Annotated in this window: 15 protein-coding genes; 4 read left to right on the top strand and 11 right to left on the bottom strand. The window is 73.5% G+C overall.

Annotated elements, in window-relative coordinates; all coding sequences use genetic code 11:
- Window positions 1-183 precede the first annotated feature (183 nt).
- The 3 genes from ABT092_RS01790 (at window position 184) to ABT092_RS01800 (ending at window position 2,187) form a co-directional block, all read left to right on the top strand.
- Complete coding sequence (locus ABT092_RS01790) at window positions 184-1,248, top strand: M4 family metallopeptidase (protein WP_351238632.1); 1,065 nt, start codon at window positions 184-186, stop codon at window positions 1,246-1,248.
- Window positions 1,249-1,268: 20 nt separating this feature from the next.
- Complete coding sequence (locus tag ABT092_RS01795; protein WP_351238634.1) at window positions 1,269-1,535, top strand: protealysin inhibitor emfourin; 267 nt, start codon at window positions 1,269-1,271, stop codon at window positions 1,533-1,535.
- 94 nt (window positions 1,536-1,629) lie between these two features.
- Window positions 1,630-2,187 (top strand): hypothetical protein, encoded by a 558-nt coding sequence (locus ABT092_RS01800; protein ID WP_351238636.1) that lies wholly within the window; start codon window positions 1,630-1,632, stop codon window positions 2,185-2,187.
- Between the two features lie 14 nt (window positions 2,188-2,201).
- Here ABT092_RS01800 and era read toward each other — a convergent pair whose 3' ends face one another.
- From era to ABT092_RS01840, 8 genes are all read right to left on the bottom strand, one after another.
- The gene (gene era / locus ABT092_RS01805; protein ID WP_351238638.1) at window positions 2,202-3,161 is read right to left on the bottom strand and encodes a GTPase Era; all 960 of its coding nucleotides are present in this window, start codon (window positions 3,159-3,161) and stop codon (window positions 2,202-2,204) included.
- Between the two features lie 61 nt (window positions 3,162-3,222).
- Window positions 3,223-3,570 (bottom strand): cytidine deaminase-like protein, encoded by a 348-nt coding sequence (locus ABT092_RS01810; protein WP_351238640.1) that lies wholly within the window; start codon window positions 3,568-3,570, stop codon window positions 3,223-3,225.
- A 31-nt stretch (window positions 3,571-3,601) separates the two neighbouring features.
- The gene (locus ABT092_RS01815) at window positions 3,602-3,958 is read right to left on the bottom strand and encodes an MmcQ/YjbR family DNA-binding protein (RefSeq protein ID WP_351238642.1); all 357 of its coding nucleotides are present in this window, start codon (window positions 3,956-3,958) and stop codon (window positions 3,602-3,604) included.
- Window positions 3,955-5,238 carry a hemolysin family protein gene (locus ABT092_RS01820; RefSeq protein ID WP_351238644.1) on the bottom strand — a complete coding sequence of 428 codons (1,284 nt, stop codon included), beginning with the start codon at window positions 5,236-5,238 and terminating at the stop codon, window positions 3,955-3,957. Before ABT092_RS01820 ends, ABT092_RS01815 begins: the two co-directional genes overlap by 4 nt.
- Before the next feature lie 4 nt (window positions 5,239-5,242).
- Window positions 5,243-5,740, bottom strand: a complete 498-nt coding sequence (gene ybeY, locus ABT092_RS01825; RefSeq protein ID WP_351238646.1) for an rRNA maturation RNase YbeY — start codon at window positions 5,738-5,740, stop codon at window positions 5,243-5,245.
- A gap of 12 nt (window positions 5,741-5,752) precedes the next feature.
- Window positions 5,753-7,900 carry a PhoH family protein gene (locus ABT092_RS01830; RefSeq protein ID WP_351238648.1) on the bottom strand — a complete coding sequence of 716 codons (2,148 nt, stop codon included), beginning with the start codon at window positions 7,898-7,900 and terminating at the stop codon, window positions 5,753-5,755.
- Between the two features lie 135 nt (window positions 7,901-8,035).
- On the bottom strand, window positions 8,036-9,163 hold the full coding sequence (locus tag ABT092_RS01835; RefSeq protein WP_351238807.1) for a carbohydrate kinase family protein: 1,128 nt from the start codon (window positions 9,161-9,163) through the stop codon (window positions 8,036-8,038).
- 289 nt (window positions 9,164-9,452) lie between these two features.
- Complete coding sequence (locus ABT092_RS01840) at window positions 9,453-11,891, bottom strand: glycosyl hydrolase family 18 protein (RefSeq protein WP_351238650.1); 2,439 nt, start codon at window positions 11,889-11,891, stop codon at window positions 9,453-9,455.
- A gap of 720 nt (window positions 11,892-12,611) precedes the next feature.
- Between ABT092_RS01840 and ABT092_RS01845 the strand changes: the two genes are divergently transcribed.
- Entirely contained in the window at window positions 12,612-14,291 is a 1,680-nt protein-coding gene (locus ABT092_RS01845; protein ID WP_351238652.1) for a PA14 domain-containing protein, read from the top strand.
- A gap of 194 nt (window positions 14,292-14,485) precedes the next feature.
- On the opposite strand, the gene ABT092_RS01850 is transcribed toward ABT092_RS01845, so the two are convergent.
- Genes ABT092_RS01850 through ABT092_RS01860 form a run of 3 tightly spaced genes read right to left on the bottom strand, consistent with a single transcriptional unit; the run spans window position 14,486 to window position 16,717 of the window.
- Window positions 14,486-15,409, bottom strand: coding sequence for an aminoglycoside phosphotransferase family protein (locus tag ABT092_RS01850; RefSeq protein ID WP_351238654.1), 924 nt, complete (start codon window positions 15,407-15,409; stop codon window positions 14,486-14,488).
- 39 nt (window positions 15,410-15,448) lie between these two features.
- Window positions 15,449-16,351 (bottom strand): ribonuclease Z, encoded by a 903-nt coding sequence (locus ABT092_RS01855; protein ID WP_351238656.1) that lies wholly within the window; start codon window positions 16,349-16,351, stop codon window positions 15,449-15,451.
- Between the two features lie 3 nt (window positions 16,352-16,354).
- Window positions 16,355-16,717: an HIT domain-containing protein gene (locus ABT092_RS01860; protein WP_351238809.1), complete on the bottom strand. Its 363-nt coding sequence runs from the start codon at window positions 16,715-16,717 to the stop codon at window positions 16,355-16,357.
- Window positions 16,718-16,795: the final 78 nt, after the last annotated feature.

The raw sequence follows: 16,795 nt of genomic DNA on the forward strand, positions 1-16,795 counted from the left end.
AGGCGGGACGGGCGCGCCCCCGGCTCCGCGCCGGCGCCCGCATCCGCTCCCCCGCGTCACACCCGGCCCGCCCCGTGCCCACGACCCCGCCCGTCACTCCCCGCGCCCCTCGGCTTCACTCCTTTTCGCCAAATCTCCGTCACCTGTGGTGACATCCAAGTGACCGACTGCCACATTGCGGTCATGACACCACAGCGAACGGGCCACCGGCCCGTCTTCTGCACCGTCGTCCCCCCGCACGTCCTCGACAAGCTGGCCCAGGCGGACGACGCCGCCCGGGCGGAGCTCGCGCGCCGCACGCTGGAACTCGACGCCGCACAGCGCACCCGCCGGCGGATCACCACCCTGCGGGCCGCGGTCCCCGGCCCGGCGGCCCCCTCCGACCAGCCCGACCGGCGGGTCCACGACGCCCAGCGGCGGGAGGTCCTGCCGGGCCGCAAGGTCCGCGGCGAGACCGACCCGGCGACCCGGGACGCCACCGTCAACCGCGCCCACGCCGGTCTCGGCGCCACCTTCGACCTGTACCTGAAGGTGTACGGCCGGCACTCGATCGACGACGCCGGGCTGCCGCTGATCGCGACCGTCCACTACGGCCGCGAGTACTCCAACGCCTTCTGGAACGGCGAGCAGATGGTGTTCGGCGACGGGGACGGGGACCTCTTCCTCGACTTCACCCTCCCGGTGGACGTCATCGGGCACGAACTGACCCACGGCGTCGTCCAGTACACCGCCAATCTGGAGTACTACGGCCAGTCGGGCGCCCTCAACGAGTCCGTCGCCGACGTGTTCGGCGTGCTGATCAAGCAGTACGGCCTGGGCCAGCGAGCCGCGGACGCGGACTGGCTGATCGGCGCCGGACTGCTCGGCCCGGACGTCCAGGGCGTGGCCCTGCGCTCGATGAAGGCCCCGGGCACCGCGTACGACGACGACGTCCTCGGCAAGGACCCGCAGCCCGCCACCATGGACGACTACGTCCGCACCAACCAGGACAACGGCGGCGTCCACATCAACTCGGGCATCCCGAACCACGCCTTCTACCTGTTCGCCACCGAACTCGGCGGCAACGCCTGGGAGCGCGCCGGCCAGGTCTGGTACGACACCCTCAGCGGCGGCGAACTGGCCCCGGACGCCGACTTCTCGGAGTTCGCCCGGCTGACCCTGTCCGCAGCCAGCGCCCGGTACGGTGAGGGCGACGTGCTGGAGGCCGTGACGAAGGCCTGGTCGTCGGTGGGCGTGCCGACGAACTGACCGGGAGTGGGGACACCGACATGCGCATCGTCGTGCGGCGCACCGGAGGGTTCGCGGGGATCGAGCGCCGGGCGGAGGTGGACACCACCGACCGCCCGGACGCCGAGACCTGGCACGCGCTGGCCGAGCGCGCCCTGGCCGGCGCCCGCACGGCGCCCCCCATCGGGGTGCCGGACGGCTTCCAGTACCGGATCACGGTGGACGGCCGCACGGCGTACTGCGCCGACCCCCGACTCACCAACGCCCAGCGGGAGTTGGTGCGCAGGGTCCTCAAGGAGGGTGCTTAGCGCGCTCGCGTCGGGCAGGCACCCCCGCTTCCTTCGCGGCACGGCACACTTGTGCGAGTAGGGGCATCAAGAGCCTGCGTTCCAGGGGGACTTCATGACTCGCACACGTTCGTTGCGCGCGTTCGTCGCGCTCGGTGTCGTCGCCACGGCGTTGACCGGCTGTTCCGCGGCCGACACCTCCTCGGACACCCCGGTGACCGAGGACACCGAGGAACTCTTCGCCCGGTCGGCCGAGGCGGTCATCGAGCGGCGGACGGGGGCCCTGCTGGACCCTCCGGCGCCGGCCGACGGCAGCCGCGGCCCGGTGCGCCTCAGCCCGGGCCTGCTCGCCGAGGAGAAGGTCCTCTTCGGGAAGCTCGCCCGGTCCGGAGGGGAACCCGCACCGGACGTGGAGGACGCCTACGCAGCGGCCCGGTCCACGGTCGCCGTGGACCGGGTCACGGTGGCCGGTGACACCGCCACCGCGCGGATGGTCGAGGAGACCGCCCTCACCCGCCGGCCGCCCCCGGGCGGCGGCGAGGCGGTGACGACGGAGTTCTTGGCGGAGCACCGGTTCGTCTTCCGCCTCGGGAGGGACCGCTCCTGGACGCTCGTGGCCGCCGAGCCGCTGGGCGGGCCGCCCGTCCCGGACAACCAGCTGCCGCGGGACTGAGCCCGCCGGCCGGGTCAGAAGCCGAGCTTGCGGAGCTGGCGCGGGTCGCGCTGCCAGTCCTTGGCCACCTTCACGTGCAGGTCCAGGAAGACCGGGGTGCCGAGCAGCGCCTCGATCTGCTTGCGGGACTTGATCCCGACCTCCTTGAGCCGCTTGCCCTTGGGGCCGATGACGATGCCCTTCTGGCTGGGCCTCTCGATGTAGACGAAGGCGTGGATGTCGAGCAGCGGGCGGTCGGCGGGACGGTCCTCGCGGGGGAGCATCTCCTCGACGACCACGGCGATCGAGTGCGGCAGCTCGTCCCGCACGCCCTCCAGCGCCGCCTCGCGGATCAGCTCGGCGACCATGACCTGCTCGGGCTCGTCGGTGAGGTCGCCCTCCGGGTACAGGGCGGGGCCCTTCGGCAGCAGCGGGACCAGCAGGTCGGCGAGGAGGTCGACCTGTCGGTCGCCGACCGCGGACACCGGCACGATCTCCGCCCACTCGAAGCCCAGCTCCTTGGCCAGCTGGTCCACGGCGATGAGCTGCTCGGCGAGGGTCTTGGGGTCCACCAGGTCGGTCTTGGTGACGATCGCCACCTTGGGCGTCCGCTTGATCTCCGAGAGTTCCTTGGCGATGAAGCGGTCGCCCGGGCCCAGCTTCTGGTCCGCCGGCAGGCAGAAGCCGATCACGTCCACCTCGGCCCAGGTGGTGCGGACCACGTCGTTCAGGCGCTGACCGAGGAGCGTCCGGGGCTTGTGCAGGCCCGGGGTGTCCACCAGCACCAGCTGGGCGTCCGGACGGTGCACGATGCCCCGGACGGTGTGCCGGGTGGTCTGCGGCCGGTTGGAGGTGATCGCCACCTTCTGGCCGACCAGGGCGTTCGTGAGGGTGGACTTGCCCGCGTTGGGCCGCCCCACGAAGCAGGCGAAGCCAGACCGGTGGGTGGCCTCGGCGGGCTCGGATGACGGGGTACGGACGCTCATGGTGCCCATTGTCCCCGATCGGCGGGGCCCCGCCGCACCCAGCCCGCCGCCCGGCGGGCGCGGACGCCGCTCAGGCGGTGACGGTGCGGCGCAGGACGCCGTCCGGGCCGGCCAGGTGCACCGGGGTGCCGGCGCCGGCGAGGTCGCGGACCGCGGCCAGGTCCTCGTCCGGGGCGCCCCCGGCCTCGGTCACCACCGCGGCGGCCTCCAGGGAGGTCGCGCCGGAGGCGACGGCCATCGCCACCGCGGTGCGCAGCGCGCTCAGCCCCAGCGAGGGCAGCGCCACCGTCCCCGCCACGTACGTCCGACCGTTCTCGTCCCGCACGGCGGCCCCCTCGGCCACCCCGTTGCGGGCCCGCGCGGAACGCGCCAGGGTCACGATCTTGCGGTCCTCGGCGCCCAGTTCGCTCTCACTCATGCCCCCAGCTTAGGCGGCCCGTCGCCCCGGGCTACGGGCGGTCCAGCCGCAGTCGTTCGGCCCGCGGCAAGCCGGCCACCACCAGGTCGTAGGAGTCCTCGACCAGCTCCCGCACCTGCCGGGCGGGCAGCTCCCCGACGGTCACCGTGTTCCAGTGCCGCTTGTTCATGTGGTAGCCGGGGAGCACCACCCCCGGGTGGTCGGCGCGCAGCCGCACCGCGTCCTCGGGGTCGCACTTCAGGTTCACGGTGAGCGGCTGCCGGTCGGGCCGGATCAGGGCGAACATCCTGCCCCGCACCTTGTAGACGGGGGTGTCGGGACCGAACGGGAACTCCTCGACGGCCGCGTTGAACGACAGGCACAGCGCCCGCAGCCGACCCGGCGTCACCGGGGCCCCTCCCCCTCCGGCTCCACCAGCACCGTGACGATCTTGTTGCGGCGACCGGTGGCCGTCTCCGCGGTCAGCCGCAGCCGCCGCCCGTCCGGCAGCGTCACCGCGGCGTGGGCGCCCGCGATGGGCACCCGGCCCAGGGCCTTGGCGAGCAGCCCGCCGACCGTCTCCACGTCCTCGTCGTCGTACGCCTCCAGCCCGTACAACTCGCCGAGGTCGCCGATGTCGAGGCGGGAGGTCACCCGGTGGCGGCCGTCCCCGAGGACCTCCACCGGCGGCAGCTCCCGGTCGTACTCGTCGGTGATCTCCCCGACGATCTCCTCCAGGATGTCCTCGATGGTGACGATCCCCGCCGTCCCCCCGTACTCGTCGATGACGACGGCGACGTGGTTGCGCGCCTGCTGCATCTCGCGCAGCAGGTCGCCCGCGTTCTTGGTGTCGGGGACGAACACCGCCGGCCGCATCGCCGTGGACACCAGCTCCGCCTCGGCGTCCCGGCTGATGTGCGTCTTACGGACCAGGTCCTTCAGGTACACGACGCCCACGACGTCGTCCTCGTTCTCCCCGGTGACCGGGATGCGCGAGAACCCGGAGCGCAGCGCCAGCGTGAGGGCCTGGCGGATGGTCTTCCACCGTTCGATGACGACGAGGTCGGTGCGCGGCACCATCACCTCCCGCACCAGGGTGTCGCCCAGTTCGAACACGGAGTGCACCATCCGGCGCTCCTCCGCCTCGATCAGCGACTCCTTCTCGGCGAGGTCGACCAGCGCCCGCAGCTCCGCCTCGGAGGCGAACGGGCCGCGCCGGAAGCCCTTGCCGGGGGTGAGCGCGTTGCCGATCAGGATCAGCAGCGAGGGGATCGGGCCCATCACCCGGGCCAGCGGCACCAGCACGTAGGCGGCCAGGGTCGCCGTGGTCACCGGGTGCTGCCGTCCGATGGTGCGGGGCGAGACGCCGACCGCCACGTACGACACCAGGACCATCACGCCGATCGCGAGGAGCAGCGCCTCCCAGGTCCGGTCGAACTCCTGGAGGCAGGCGTAGGTGACCAGGGCGGCGGCGGCCATCTCGCAGGCCACCCGCACCAGCAGGGCCACGTTCAGGTAGCGGGTGGGGTCGGCGGCGACCTGCACCAGCTTCGCCGCGCCGCGCCGGCCGCCGCGCACGGCCTCCTCGGCGCGGAAGCTGGACACCCGGGCGAGGCCCGCCTCGGCGCAGGCGGCGAGCCACGCCACGACGACCAACAGCACCGCACCGAGGACGAGGGGGACGCTCATCGGTTCAGGAGACCGTGGGCGCCGGCGACGGACCGGTGTGGCCCTTCTCCTGACGCCAGCCGTCGACGATGGCCGCCTGGAGGCCGAACATCTCGGCCTTCTCGTCCGGCTCCTCGTGGTCGTAGCCGAGCAGGTGCAGCACCCCGTGGACGGTGAGGAGTTGCAGTTCCTCGTCCATGGTGTGCCGGGTGGGGGCCTCGCGCCCCTGCCGCTCGGCGACCTCGGGGCAGAGCACGATGTCCCCGAGCAGCCCCTGTGGGGGCTCCTCGTCGTCCTTGGAGGGCGGCCTCAGCTCGTCCATCGGGAAGGACATGACGTCGGTGGGCCCGGGCAGGTCCATCCACTGGACGTGCAGCTGTTCCATGGCGTCGGCGTCGACGACGATCACGGACAGTTCGGACAGGGGGTGGATGCGCATCCGGGCGAGCGCGTAGCGCGCGATGTCGAGGATCGCGTGCTCGTCGACCTCGGTGCCGGATTCGTTGTTGACGTCGATCGCCATGGTGGTGCCGGTCTACTTCCCTCGACCGCCGCGGCCCGGACGGGGACCGCGGTCAGGGCCGTGCTCGGTGCTGTTCGCGTGGTCGTACTTCTCGTACGCGTCGACGATACGGCCGACCAGCCGGTGCCGGACCACGTCCTGGGAGGTGAGCCGGGAGAAGTGGACGTCCTCGACCCCGTCCAGGATCTCCTGCACCTGCCGCAGCCCGGACTTGGTGCCGCTCGGGAGGTCGACCTGGGTGACGTCACCGGTGATGACGATCTTGGAGTCGAAGCCGAGCCGGGTGAGGAACATCTTCATCTGCTCGGGGTTGGTGTTCTGCGCCTCGTCCAGGATGATGAAGGCGTCGTTGAGGGTGTTGTGCGTCAGCAGGTAGTTCTCGGTGACGTACAGGGAGTCCTCTGCCGCCACCTGGATGCACACCGCCTCCTCGCGGCCCGCTGGCTCGATGGAGTCGATGAATCGCATCGGACGGCCGCCACCCGTGGCGGCGTACTTCTCGGCCTTGCGGCGCAGCCGGAAGGGCTCGATGCCCTCCGGTAGCCGGATGTCGACGATGTGCGCGTCCCGCCGGTGCTCGACAGGACGACCGGACGCCCGACCGGGTCGGCGTCCGGTAGCCGCTCGGCGGCGGGTGTAGGCCACCCCGCCCAGCGACTGCACCAGGCCGATGACGTCGTCCCGCAGCACGATGGACGTGGTCGTGTACTGGACGCGGCACGTACGGTCGGACTGGGTGACCGGTCCCCCGTCCGAGTCGAGGAGCCCCTGGAGAAGCGCGATCCGGACCTCGGGGGTGTTCTGCAGGTAGTCGTCCGGGACGCACTTCGTGTGGGAGCGGCTGCCCCACAGGTCCAACTGCCGGAGCACGGCCGTGACCGGATTCTCCAGGGTGATCACGTCCCCCGGGGAGGCGATCCGGTTGAGGACGTAGTCGGGGCCGCCTCGGTGGCGGACCGACACCCCGGGCAACGCGGCTTCCAAAGCCTCCACGAGTTCGGGATCAGCCGTGGAGAACGACGGGGTCGTCGTACCCGTGAGGCAGCCGTCGCCCAACAGCAGACCCAAGGCGTAGGGGTCCATGGGAACCGGACGCTCCGGAAACCGGACCGGGGAGGTCAGCAGCGGCAGCTCGTAGCGGCGCGCGTGCGCGGCCCGGAGGTTGCCGATCATCTCCTTGGTCTCCAAGACCCGCCAGGGCTTGTCACGCCGGCGATCGGAGGCCGTGCGCACGGTCCACAGGTGATCACCGCAGCACAGGGTCCACGAGCCGTCCTGCGCGGTCACTCGGTAGATGTCCTTCTCCCCCTGGGGATAGACACCAAGCACCGGAGTGGGTTCGCCGTTCGAGCCGACCACCAGGTCACCGACGCGGAGGCTACCGATGGCGCGCCAACCCTCAGGGGTGAGCACCTTGGTGAAGATCGGCTGTGCACGCCCCCGCATATAGGCCAGAGGCGCCACTTCGATGGTCCCGGCGGCCATCAGCCTGGGAATCGAATCCGGATCCAGCATGTCGTGCAGCGCGTCGTAGAGGGGCCGCAGATACGGGTCGATCTTCTCGTAGAGGGTGCCGGGCAGGAAGCCGAGACGCTCGCCGGCCTCCACCGCGGGGCGGGTCAGGATGATCCGGTTGACCTGCTTGGACTGGAGGGCCTGCACGGCCTTGGCCATGGCCAGATAGGTCTTGCCGGTGCCCGCCGGGCCGATGCCGAAGACCACGGTGTGCTTGTCGATGGCGTCGACGTAGCGCTTCTGGTTGAGGGTCTTGGGGCGGATGGTGCGGCCCCGGGAGGAGAGGATGTTCTGGGTCAGGACCTCGGCCGGGGTCTCCGCCCCTTCCCCCTCGCCGTTCTCACTCGCCCTGAGCATGGCGATCGAGCGTTCCACCGCGTCCTCCGTCATCGGTTGCCCGGTGCGGAGCACCAGCATCATCTCGTCGAACAGGCGCTGGATCAGGGCGACTTCACCGGGGTCGCCGACGGCGCTGATCTCGTTGCCGCGGACGTGGATGTCGGCGGCCGGGAAGGCCTCCTCGATCACGCGCAGCAGGGAGTCCCCGGAGCCGAGCACGGTGACCATGGGGTGCTTGGCCGGAACGGCGAACCGGGCGCGGGCCGGGCCCGGTGCCGAGGCGTGGTTTGTGGGTGTGTGCGTCATGGGCCGGCGCTGTGGCCTGCTCGTCCTCCTCGTGCGGTGGCGCGGCGTGGTGCGGCGCGCCTGTGCACTGCCCAGGGTACGACGCCCCCCGAGCGGGCACCGAGCCCTTTTCCCGGTGCCCGCCCGGGGCGAGGGTCACCCGGGGGCGCGGAAGCCGATGGTGGGCACCGCGCGCCGCAGCGGCCAGGGGCGGGCGGTGGCCGGCAGCGGGGGGTCCAGTTCGTCGAGGAAGGCGTAGCGGGCCAGGGCGGCCGGGTCCTGGGGGCCGTAGCCGCGCACCCGGCGCCACCAGGCGGCGACCTCGGTCCAGCCGGGGGCGGAGAGCGAGCCGCCGAACTCCTGGACGGACAGGGCGGCGGTGAGCCCGGCGAAGGCCACCCGGTCGGCGAGCGGCCAGCCCGCGAGGGTGCCGGTGACGAAGCCGGCCACGAACACGTCGCCGGCGCCGGTCGGGTCCAGCGCCTCGACCTCGATGGCGGGCACCTGAGCGGTCTCCCCGGTGCGTCCGTCGACGGCGTAGGCGCCCTGGGCACCGAGGGTGACGACGGCGACCGGCACCCGCTCGGCGAGGGCGTGGGCGGCGGCGCGGGGGCAGCTGGTGCGGGTGTAGCGCATCGCCTCCGCCGCGTTGGGCAGGAACGCCTCGCAGTGCGCGAGGTCGGGCAGCGCGTCCAGGTCCCAGCGGCCCGTCTCGTCCCACCCGACGTCGCCGAACAGGCGGGTCCCGGCGCGGGCGGCGGCCCCGATCCAGGGCTCGCGGGTGCCGGGGGCGAGGGAGGCGACGGCGGCCCGGGCCGGGGTCGCGGGGCCCCGGTGCGGGTCGGTGGCCCCGGCGGCGGGCGGGGGTTCGTGGGCGTGGGACACCATGGTGCGCTCGCCCTCGTAGGCCATGGAGACGGTGACCGGGGAGTGCCAGCCGGGGACCCTCCGGGAGGGAGTGAGGTCGACGCCCTCGCCGCGGGCGAGGGCGTCCCAGCAGTACTCGCCGTAGTGGTCGTCGCCGAAGGCGGCGGAGAGCGAGGTGCGCAGGCCGAGTCGGGCCAGGGCGGTGGCCATGTTGGCGACGCCGCCGGGGCTGGAGCCCATGCCGCGGGCCCAGGACTCGGTGCCGCGGACGGGGGCGCAGTCGAGTCCGGTGAAGATGATGTCGAGGGAGACCGGCCCGGTCAGGTAGACGTCCCGGGGCGGGTCCTTCGGGGTGCGCAGGGCGGCGAGCGGATCGTGCCGGGGACGGGGGCGGACCCGGGGGTCCCGCTGCTCCAACGCGGCCCCGGCGGCATCTTCCTGTTCGGGGTGGGGCGACGACGGCTGCGCGGTCGTACGGGGTCCCTGCGGTGGCTCTCCGGTGTGCGTGCTCACGCTGTGCTCCCCTGAATGGTGCGGGTTCAGGCCAGTGTGCCCGATGGGGCGGCACGGTCGGGCGGTCCCGCGGGAGGGGCGGCGGCGCTGCGCACGGGGGCGGCCCCGGGCCGGCGGCGGTGCGCCGGCCCGGGGCCTTGGTGGGGGGTGGCGGTTCGGTGGGGCCGACCGGAGGGCGGCGGGCCCGGGGCGCCTACGGGAGCCCGGTGTGCAGGGCGTTCATCAGGGTTCCGTCCGGGGTGGCGCCGGACAGCTCCCAGACCATGGCGCCCAGCAGTCCCTTGGCCCGGATCCACTCGGCCTTCTTGCCGATGGACCAGGCGTCGTCGAAGGACCACCACTGGCCGCCGGGGCCGGTGTACCCGTAGGTGGAGACGGACTGTTCGTCGTGGTGGACGGTCATGTGGGGGTGGTTGCTGACGAGGTTGTGGTAGCCCCGGATGCCGGCCTCCTCCGGGAACTGTCCCGGGGCGGCGCCGTTCGCGGCCTGCCACTCGCCGTTGGTCCCGGTCGGGCCGCTGGCGACGTCCTTCCAGCCGCGCCCGTAGAACGGGAAGCCCACGGTCAGCTTCCGCGGGTTGACCCCGGCGTCGAGGTAGGTCTGGACGGCCTTCTCGATGCTGAAGTCGAAGGCGTACGGGTCCTGGGCGTCCCGGTGCAGGTTGGCCTGGTGGCCGGTGCGGAGGGGCTCCCAGGAGTTGTCGCTGCCGGAGCCGTGGAAGTCGTAGCCCTGGACGTTGGCGTAGTCGAGGTGGTCGAAGATCTTCGTCAGGTCCCAGCCGGCCCGGATCTTCGCGGGGTCGGCGGGGGTGAACGCGGTGAGCAGCTTGTGCTCGCCGCCGAGTGCGTCGAGTTGCTTGCGGAACTCGGCGATCAGTGCGGTGAGGTTGGCCTTGTCCGCGGCGCCCCAGTGGTTGCCGGGGTGCCCTTCGGCGCCCGGCCACTCCCAGTCGAGGTCGATGCCGTCGAAGACCCCGGCGCCGGTGCCCGGGCCGCCCGCGCCGTTGTAGACGGGGAGGTCGCCCTTGATCCAGACGTCCACGCAGGACCGCACGAACTTCTCCCGGGAGGCGGGGGTGGCGGCAGCGTCGGCGAAGTACTTGGAGAACGTCCAGCCGCCGAGCGACACGACGAACTTCAGGTGCGGGTGCTTGGCCTTGAGCTTCTTGATCTGGTTGAAGTTGCCGCGCAGCTTCCCCCAGCCGTCGTCCGCCACGCCGTCCACCGACTGGGCGGCGGACATGGGCCGCGCGTAGTCGGCGTCCGCGTCACCGGCGCCGGTGCCCTCGTCGGGGTCCTGCGGGTTCCCGGAGACGCCCTTGGTGACGCCCGCCTGGCAGGTCAGGTGGACGGGGTCGATGTTCTCGAAGGCGTAGTTGACGACGTCGAGTTTGGCGGCGGCCCCCGAGGTGTCGAGGTTCTTGATGAAGAACTGCCGTCCGTAGATGCCCCATTGGGCGAAGTAGCCGACCTTGTAGTAGTTGCCCGGCCCCGCCACGTCGTCGGTGGTGACGCGCAGGGCGTTGGACGCCGGGGAGGAGTTGTCGGCGGTGTCGCGGGCCGTGACGGTGAAGGTGTAGGGGGTGGCCGGGGAGAGCCCCGCGATGGTGGCGGAGGTGGTCGTGGCGCCGACCGTCTTCACCAGCGCGTCGCCCCGGTGGACGTCGTAGCCGGCGACGGCCACGTCGTCGGTGGACGCGTTCCAGGCGAGGACCACCGCGGAGGAGGTCTTGCTGGTGAGCCGGAGTTGGGTCGGCGCGGTGGGCGGTACGGGGTCGCTCGCCGGGTCGACGGTGCGGAAGGTGAACGGGTCGCTGGCGGGGCCGGTGTTGCCCCGGGCGTCCTTGGCCCGGACGGTGACCGTGTACCCGGTCGCCGGGGTCAGCCCGGTGAGGGTGGCGCTCACGCTGTCGGTGGTGGCGAGGACGGCGCCTGCGCTCACCACCTCGTACGAGGCCACCGGGTGGTCCCCGCCGCGGGCGGCGGTCCAGTTCAGGGTGGCGGTCCTGGCGGTGACGGCGGCCGCCGTGGGGGCGCCGGGCGCGGTGGGCGGCACGTCCGGGGTGCCGTCGCACTTGTCGCCGTTGACGGTGCAGCCGGTGGGTGCGCCGATCGGCCCGTTGGCGATGAACCAGTAGCTCCACGGTTCGCTGCTGCCGCCGGCCGGGACGGTGGCGTTGTAGTGCGCGTTCCTGACGGTCACCGTGGTGCCGTTGACCGTGGCGTCCCCGTGGTAGTGCCCGCTGACGGTGACCCCGGCGGGGAGTCGGAAGCTCAGGTTCCAGCCGGTGACGGGCGCGGTGCCGGTGTTGCGGATCACGTACGTGCCCCGCCACCAGGAACCGTTGTTCTCGCTGCTGAAGCTGGCGGTGAGGGTGCCGGCGGCTTGGGCGGTCCCGGCCAGCCCGGTCAGCGAGGCGAGCGGCAGCGCGAGCACGGCGAGGAGCACGAGCAGCCTGCGCCGGGCCCGGGCGCGGGCTCCGGGGCGCCCGGGCCGGTGGGCGGGGCCGGCGGCAGGTGGTGCGAGGGTGCGGACGAGCGCGTGGGCGGCGGCGCGGAGCCGCGCTCCCTGGCGGCGGAGGATCCGGCGGACGCCGGGTCTGCGTGCGGTGCGGGTTCGTCTGCGGAACATGGGCTCCCCTGTGGGTGTGGGAGGAGGAGGGAGGAGCTGGGCGTTCGGCCTGGACGCTGGGGAGGGGTGGGGCGGGCGGTAAGCCGGCCGCACCGGATCGACCCGGTGTGGGGCCGGGTGGATCCGGTGCGGCCGGTTCGGGCGGCCGGTGAGGAGCTCGGGGGGCGGTCGCCCTCGGCGGCACCGCACCGGCTGACGCCGGGCTTCGGCGTCGGCCGATCTGCGGTGCGCGGTCGTGCGGTGCGATGGCCGTGCGGTGCGTTGCCTCGTTCTCACGTGCGGCCGTGCTGCCGTGCGGTGCCCGGGCGGGACCGGGTGGGGCCGGACTCCCGGGACCGGAGTGCGTTGGAGCGGTTCGGAGCACGGTCACGGGCCCGCCGGGCGAGCGGCGAGGGACCTCGCCGGCATGCGCCTGCCCTGTTGAAGTTACTTGGTCTGTACCAGTTCGTGAACCCGTGCGGAGGGGCCTCTTTACGCCATACCTTCGGCACGGGGAGAGGGGCCGGGACGGTCTCCCGGGCGGGGTCTTGGGCCGTCGGCGGCAGAGGGCCCGCACCGAGGGCGATCGAGGCGTTCCCGGTGCCCCTACAACCAACCGCCCTCCTCGCTGGTCTGGTCCAGGACATCGATCCGTCGCGTCGGGATCGGGCCGGGCACCGTCCCGGCGATCCGGCACCGACACGGCGGCGGATCACCCAACCGTTCATCACCGGGGCACGAATGAATCCTGCAAGACGCACCACGACGGCGACCGCCGTGGTGTTCGCGATGGCGGGCGGACTGCTCACCGCCGTCGTCCCGGCGGCGCCCGCCGCCGCCGCGCCGAACTGTCCCTCCCCCGTCTTCACCCGCCAGTTCTTCGCCGGCACCGGCTTCACCGGGCAGCCGAAGAAGACGGACTGCGACGGTTCCGTCAAGGAGAGCTGGTCCGGTTCGCCCGCGCGGGGCCTGCCGAAGGACAGGTTCGCGGTCCGCTGGACGGTGACACGTGACTTCGGCTCCGGCGGCCCGTTCTCGTTCTCCGTCGAAGCACGCGGTGGTGTCCGCGTGTACCTGGACGGGGCCCGCAAGGCGGACCTCTGGAACAGTGACTCCGCCACCCGGCGCAAGACGGTCAACGTCACCATCCCCAAGGGCAAGCACACCCTGCGGGTCGACCTCGTCAACCGGACGGGGCCCGCGAAGGTCGGGTTCGGCTACGCGCCCCGCACCTCGGCGCAGGTGGACCGGGTCAAGCCGCTGGTGCCCACGAGCCCCGCGGTCCGGTACGACCGGGCCTCGGGCAAGGCACGGATCAGTTGGGCGAAGAACAAGGAGATGGACCTCGCGGGGTACCGCGTCCACCGGCGGGTCGCGGGCGAGGCGTTCCCTTCCCGGGCGCTCGCCACCACCACCGCCACCTCGTACACGGACACCCCGCCCGCGACCGGGCGCACCTACTTCTACGAGGTCCGCGCCCACGACAAGGCGGGCAACCGGTCGGCGGGCACCGCCGACCGCGGCGCCGTCACCGTGGACCGGACCCCGCCCGCACCCGTCACCGGGCTTTCGAGCACCGGGACCACGGCGGGCAACCGGGTGTCGTGGACCGCTTCCGCCTCCGGTGACACCGTGCACTACGCCGTCCGCTCGTCCCGGGCGGGCGCCCCGGACGTGCCGAACGGGCTGACGGTCGTCAAGGGCACCTCGTACCACGACGCCGCCGCCCCCGTGGGACAGGAGGTCGAGTACCGGGTGCACGCGGTGGACGCGTACGGCAACTCCTCGCCGGTCGCGGTCACCAGGGCCGCTCGGCCGGCCCCCGCCGAGGTGCCGGTTCCGAAGGCGACGAGCGGGGTGCCGACGGACGAGGCCACCGTGATCACGTTCGACCAGGCGGCGGGGGACGGGACGGGCACCCACCGGTTCCGGCTCTACCAGCGACGGAACACGACCGAGGGGTGGACCCTCGTCACCACGGTCCCGTCGGGCGGGGCGGGCACCGCCCGGCACGCCACGGCGCAGGCCGGTCGGACCCACTACTACCTGGTGGCGGTCGACGCCCAGGGTCGCGAAGGGGCGCCGTCCGAGGCGGTCACCGTGGACCGGGAGACCCCGGTCCACCCGACGCCGCCGAGCCCGCCCCGGCTCACCGTCGACCGCGAGGGCGCTCCCCGGACCGGCCCGTTCGTCGTCCACGTCAAGCCCGCCGCGGCCGACGTCAACCGCAAGCTGGGCGGATACCAGTGGGAGTTCTCGGGTGCCTGCGGTTCCTCGAACCCGCAGCGGGCCGGGGGCACGGCGGCCACGCTCACCTGGCAGCCGCCGTGGAACGGCCCGTGCATGCTGACGGTGACCGCCCTGGACCACTACGGCACCCGGTCGGGGAACCCCGCCGTGCGTGAGTTCATGATCCGCTGACGCCTCACGTCCCGCGCGCCCCGCCCCCGGGTTCCCGGCGGACGGAGCGCGCGGGGCGACGGGCGCGTTCAGACGGCGGGTGGGCGACACCGGGCTCCTCCGGCAGTGCGAGGCCGCGTCCCCTTCGTCCCGGACCAGGTGGTCCCAGACGTCGTGCACCGCGAGGTCGTTCCCGGTGGCGGCCCCGCGACCGCTCAGTGGACGGAGGCCGCGAGCCGGCGCAGCGCGGCGCGCCCCGGCGGGCCCCAGCTGGCCTTGCCGCCCGGGCGGCCCCGGACGCCGGCCTCGCCAACGTGGAGGCAGACGAGGGCCTTGAGCAGCGCCGCCCCGCGGGCGCGGCGAAGGGTGGCCCCGTCCGGGACGGGGCGGTACGCGCGGTGGAAGCGGTCGAGGGCGCCGTCCGGGAGCAGCAGCCAGCCGGCGGCGAGGTCCCAAGCCGGGTCGCCGGAGCAGAGGTCGCCGAAGTCGATCACGCCGCAGAGGGTGCCGTCCTCGGTGAGGACGTTGGCGGGGTGCAGGTCGCCGTGGAGCCAGAGCGCGGGCCCGGGCCAGGCGGGGGCGGCGACGGCGTCCGCCCAGACCTCGCGCAGGGCCGGGGCAGCGCGCTCCTCGATCAGCCCGGCCGCGAGGGCGGCCTCGAACTGCGCGGCGAAGGGCTCGGTCAGGGCGGACAGCGGCCCGCCGCGCCCGTGTCCCCCGACGGGGGCGTCGGCGGGGGCGGGCCGGTGCAGGGCGGTGAGGAAGCCGGCCAGGGCGTCGGCGGTTTCGGCGCCCCGGGTCGCGGGCGCCCGGTCGGCGGGTTCGCCGGGCACCCAGGTGGTGACGGTCCAGGGGCGGGGGAAGCGGCTGGTGGGTTCGCCGAGGCGCTGCGGCACGGGCACCGGCAGCGGGAGGTGCGGGGCGAGGCCGGGCAGCCAGGCGTGCTCCCGGCGGAGCAGGACGTCCGCGTGCTCCGTCGCCCAGGGCAGCCGGACGGCGAGGTCCTCGCCGAGGCGCCACAGCTGGTTGTCCCAGCCGCGGGCGCCGAAGCGCACCGGCCGGTCGGCCAGGTCGGGGTGCTGGTCGTGCAGCAGGTCCCGGATCAACTCGGCGGTGATCTCGGTGTCGGGGTGCGTCATGCGGACCCACCGTAGTGCGGACGGCCGGCGGGGGCCCGGTCAGCGCTTGGGCAACGGGATGCGCATCAGGTCGGCGGCGACGGTCAGTTCACCGGTGTAGCCGGCGCCACGGGCCTCCGCGGCGAAGGCGTCGGGGTCGCCGTAGCGCTGGCTGAAGTGGGTCAGCACCAGGTGGCGCACCCCGGCGTCGGCGGCGGCCCGGGCGGCCTGCGCGGCGGTCAGGTGGCCGTGCTCGACGGCGAGGGCCTCGTCGGCGGCGAGGAAGGTGGACTCGATGACCAGCAGGTCGCAGCCCTCGGCGAGGACGGAGACGCCGGGGCACAGGCGGGTGTCCATGATGAACGCGAACCGCTGCCCGCGCCGGACCTCGCTGACCTCGTCGAGGTGGACGCCCCGCAGTTCGCCCGCCCGCACCAGGCGGCCCACGTCGGGGCCGGTGATCCCGTGGGCGGCCAGGCGTTCGGGGAGCATCCGGCGGCCGTCCGGCTCCACCAGGCGGTAGCCGTACGACTCGACGGGGTGCGACAGCCGGTGGGTCTCCAGACGGTACGGGCCGGCGTCGGCCAGGAGGCCGTCCGCGGCGGCGGGGGCCTCGGTCAGGCGGACCGTCTCGCGGTAGGCGGTGGCGTGGCGCAGCCGGTCGAAGTACCGCTGCCCCGAGGCGGGGTAGTGGCAGGTGACGGGGTGCGGGACCCGGTCCAGGTTGATGCGCTGGATGACCCCGGCGAGACCGAGGGAGTGGTCACCGTGGAAGTGGGTGACGCAGATCCGGTTGATGTCGTGCGCGGCGACCCCGGCGCGCAGCATCTGCCGCTGGGTGCCCTCGCCGGGGTCGAACAGGATGCCCTCGCCGTCCCAGCGCAGCAGGTAGCCGTTGTGGTTGCGGTGCCGGGTGGGCACCTGGCTGGCCGTGCCGAGGACGACGAGTTCGCGGACCGACACGGCTCAGCCGGGGGGCCACTGGAGGCCGCGGCCGGCCAGCACGTGGGCGTGGGCGTGGAAGACGGTCTGGCCGGCGCCGGAGCCGGTGTTGAAGACGATGCGGTAGCTCTCGGAGCCGTGGGCGGTGGCCACCTCCCCGGCCTCCCGCAGCACGTCGGCGGCGACCTCGGGCGCGGCGGCGGCGAGGGAGGCGGCGTCGGGGTGGTGGAGGCGCGGGATGACCAGGACGTGGGTGGGGGCCTGGGGGTTGATGTCCTGGAAGGCGACCGTGGTGGCGGTCTCCCGGACGATCGTGGCGGGCACGTCCCCGGACACGATCTTGCAGAACAGGCAGTCGGCCTGCGGCGCTCCAGCCGGGTCGGTCACGTCGCTCACGTCTCCTCGCGGGGCGGTCGGTGCGGCACCCGGTGCCGGGTACGGGGGCATGCTATCGGGGGCGGCCCG

The organism is Streptomyces sp. NPDC002490 (genome assembly GCF_040296045.1).
GTDB lineage: Bacteria > Actinomycetota > Actinomycetes > Streptomycetales > Streptomycetaceae > Streptomyces.

Coding starts and splice junctions, on each gene's coding strand:
- ABT092_RS01795 (WP_351238634.1), top strand. CDS start 1,269: ATGCGCATCGTCGTGCGGCGCACCGGAGGGTTCGCGGGGATCGAGCGC.
- ABT092_RS01820 (WP_351238644.1), bottom strand. CDS start 5,238: ATGAGCGTCCCCCTCGTCCTCGGTGCGGTGCTGTTGGTCGTCGTGGCG.
- ABT092_RS01800 (WP_351238636.1), top strand. CDS start 1,630: ATGACTCGCACACGTTCGTTGCGCGCGTTCGTCGCGCTCGGTGTCGTC.
- era (WP_351238638.1), bottom strand. CDS start 3,161: ATGGGCACCATGAGCGTCCGTACCCCGTCATCCGAGCCCGCCGAGGCC.
- ABT092_RS01810 (WP_351238640.1), bottom strand. CDS start 3,570: ATGAGTGAGAGCGAACTGGGCGCCGAGGACCGCAAGATCGTGACCCTG.
- ABT092_RS01840 (WP_351238650.1), bottom strand. CDS start 11,891: ATGTTCCGCAGACGAACCCGCACCGCACGCAGACCCGGCGTCCGCCGG.
- ABT092_RS01790 (WP_351238632.1), top strand. CDS start 184: ATGACACCACAGCGAACGGGCCACCGGCCCGTCTTCTGCACCGTCGTC.
- ybeY (WP_351238646.1), bottom strand. CDS start 5,740: ATGGCGATCGACGTCAACAACGAATCCGGCACCGAGGTCGACGAGCAC.
- ABT092_RS01830 (WP_351238648.1), bottom strand. CDS start 7,900: ATGACGCACACACCCACAAACCACGCCTCGGCACCGGGCCCGGCCCGC.
- ABT092_RS01850 (WP_351238654.1), bottom strand. CDS start 15,409: ATGACGCACCCCGACACCGAGATCACCGCCGAGTTGATCCGGGACCTG.
- ABT092_RS01845 (WP_351238652.1), top strand. CDS start 12,612: ATGAATCCTGCAAGACGCACCACGACGGCGACCGCCGTGGTGTTCGCG.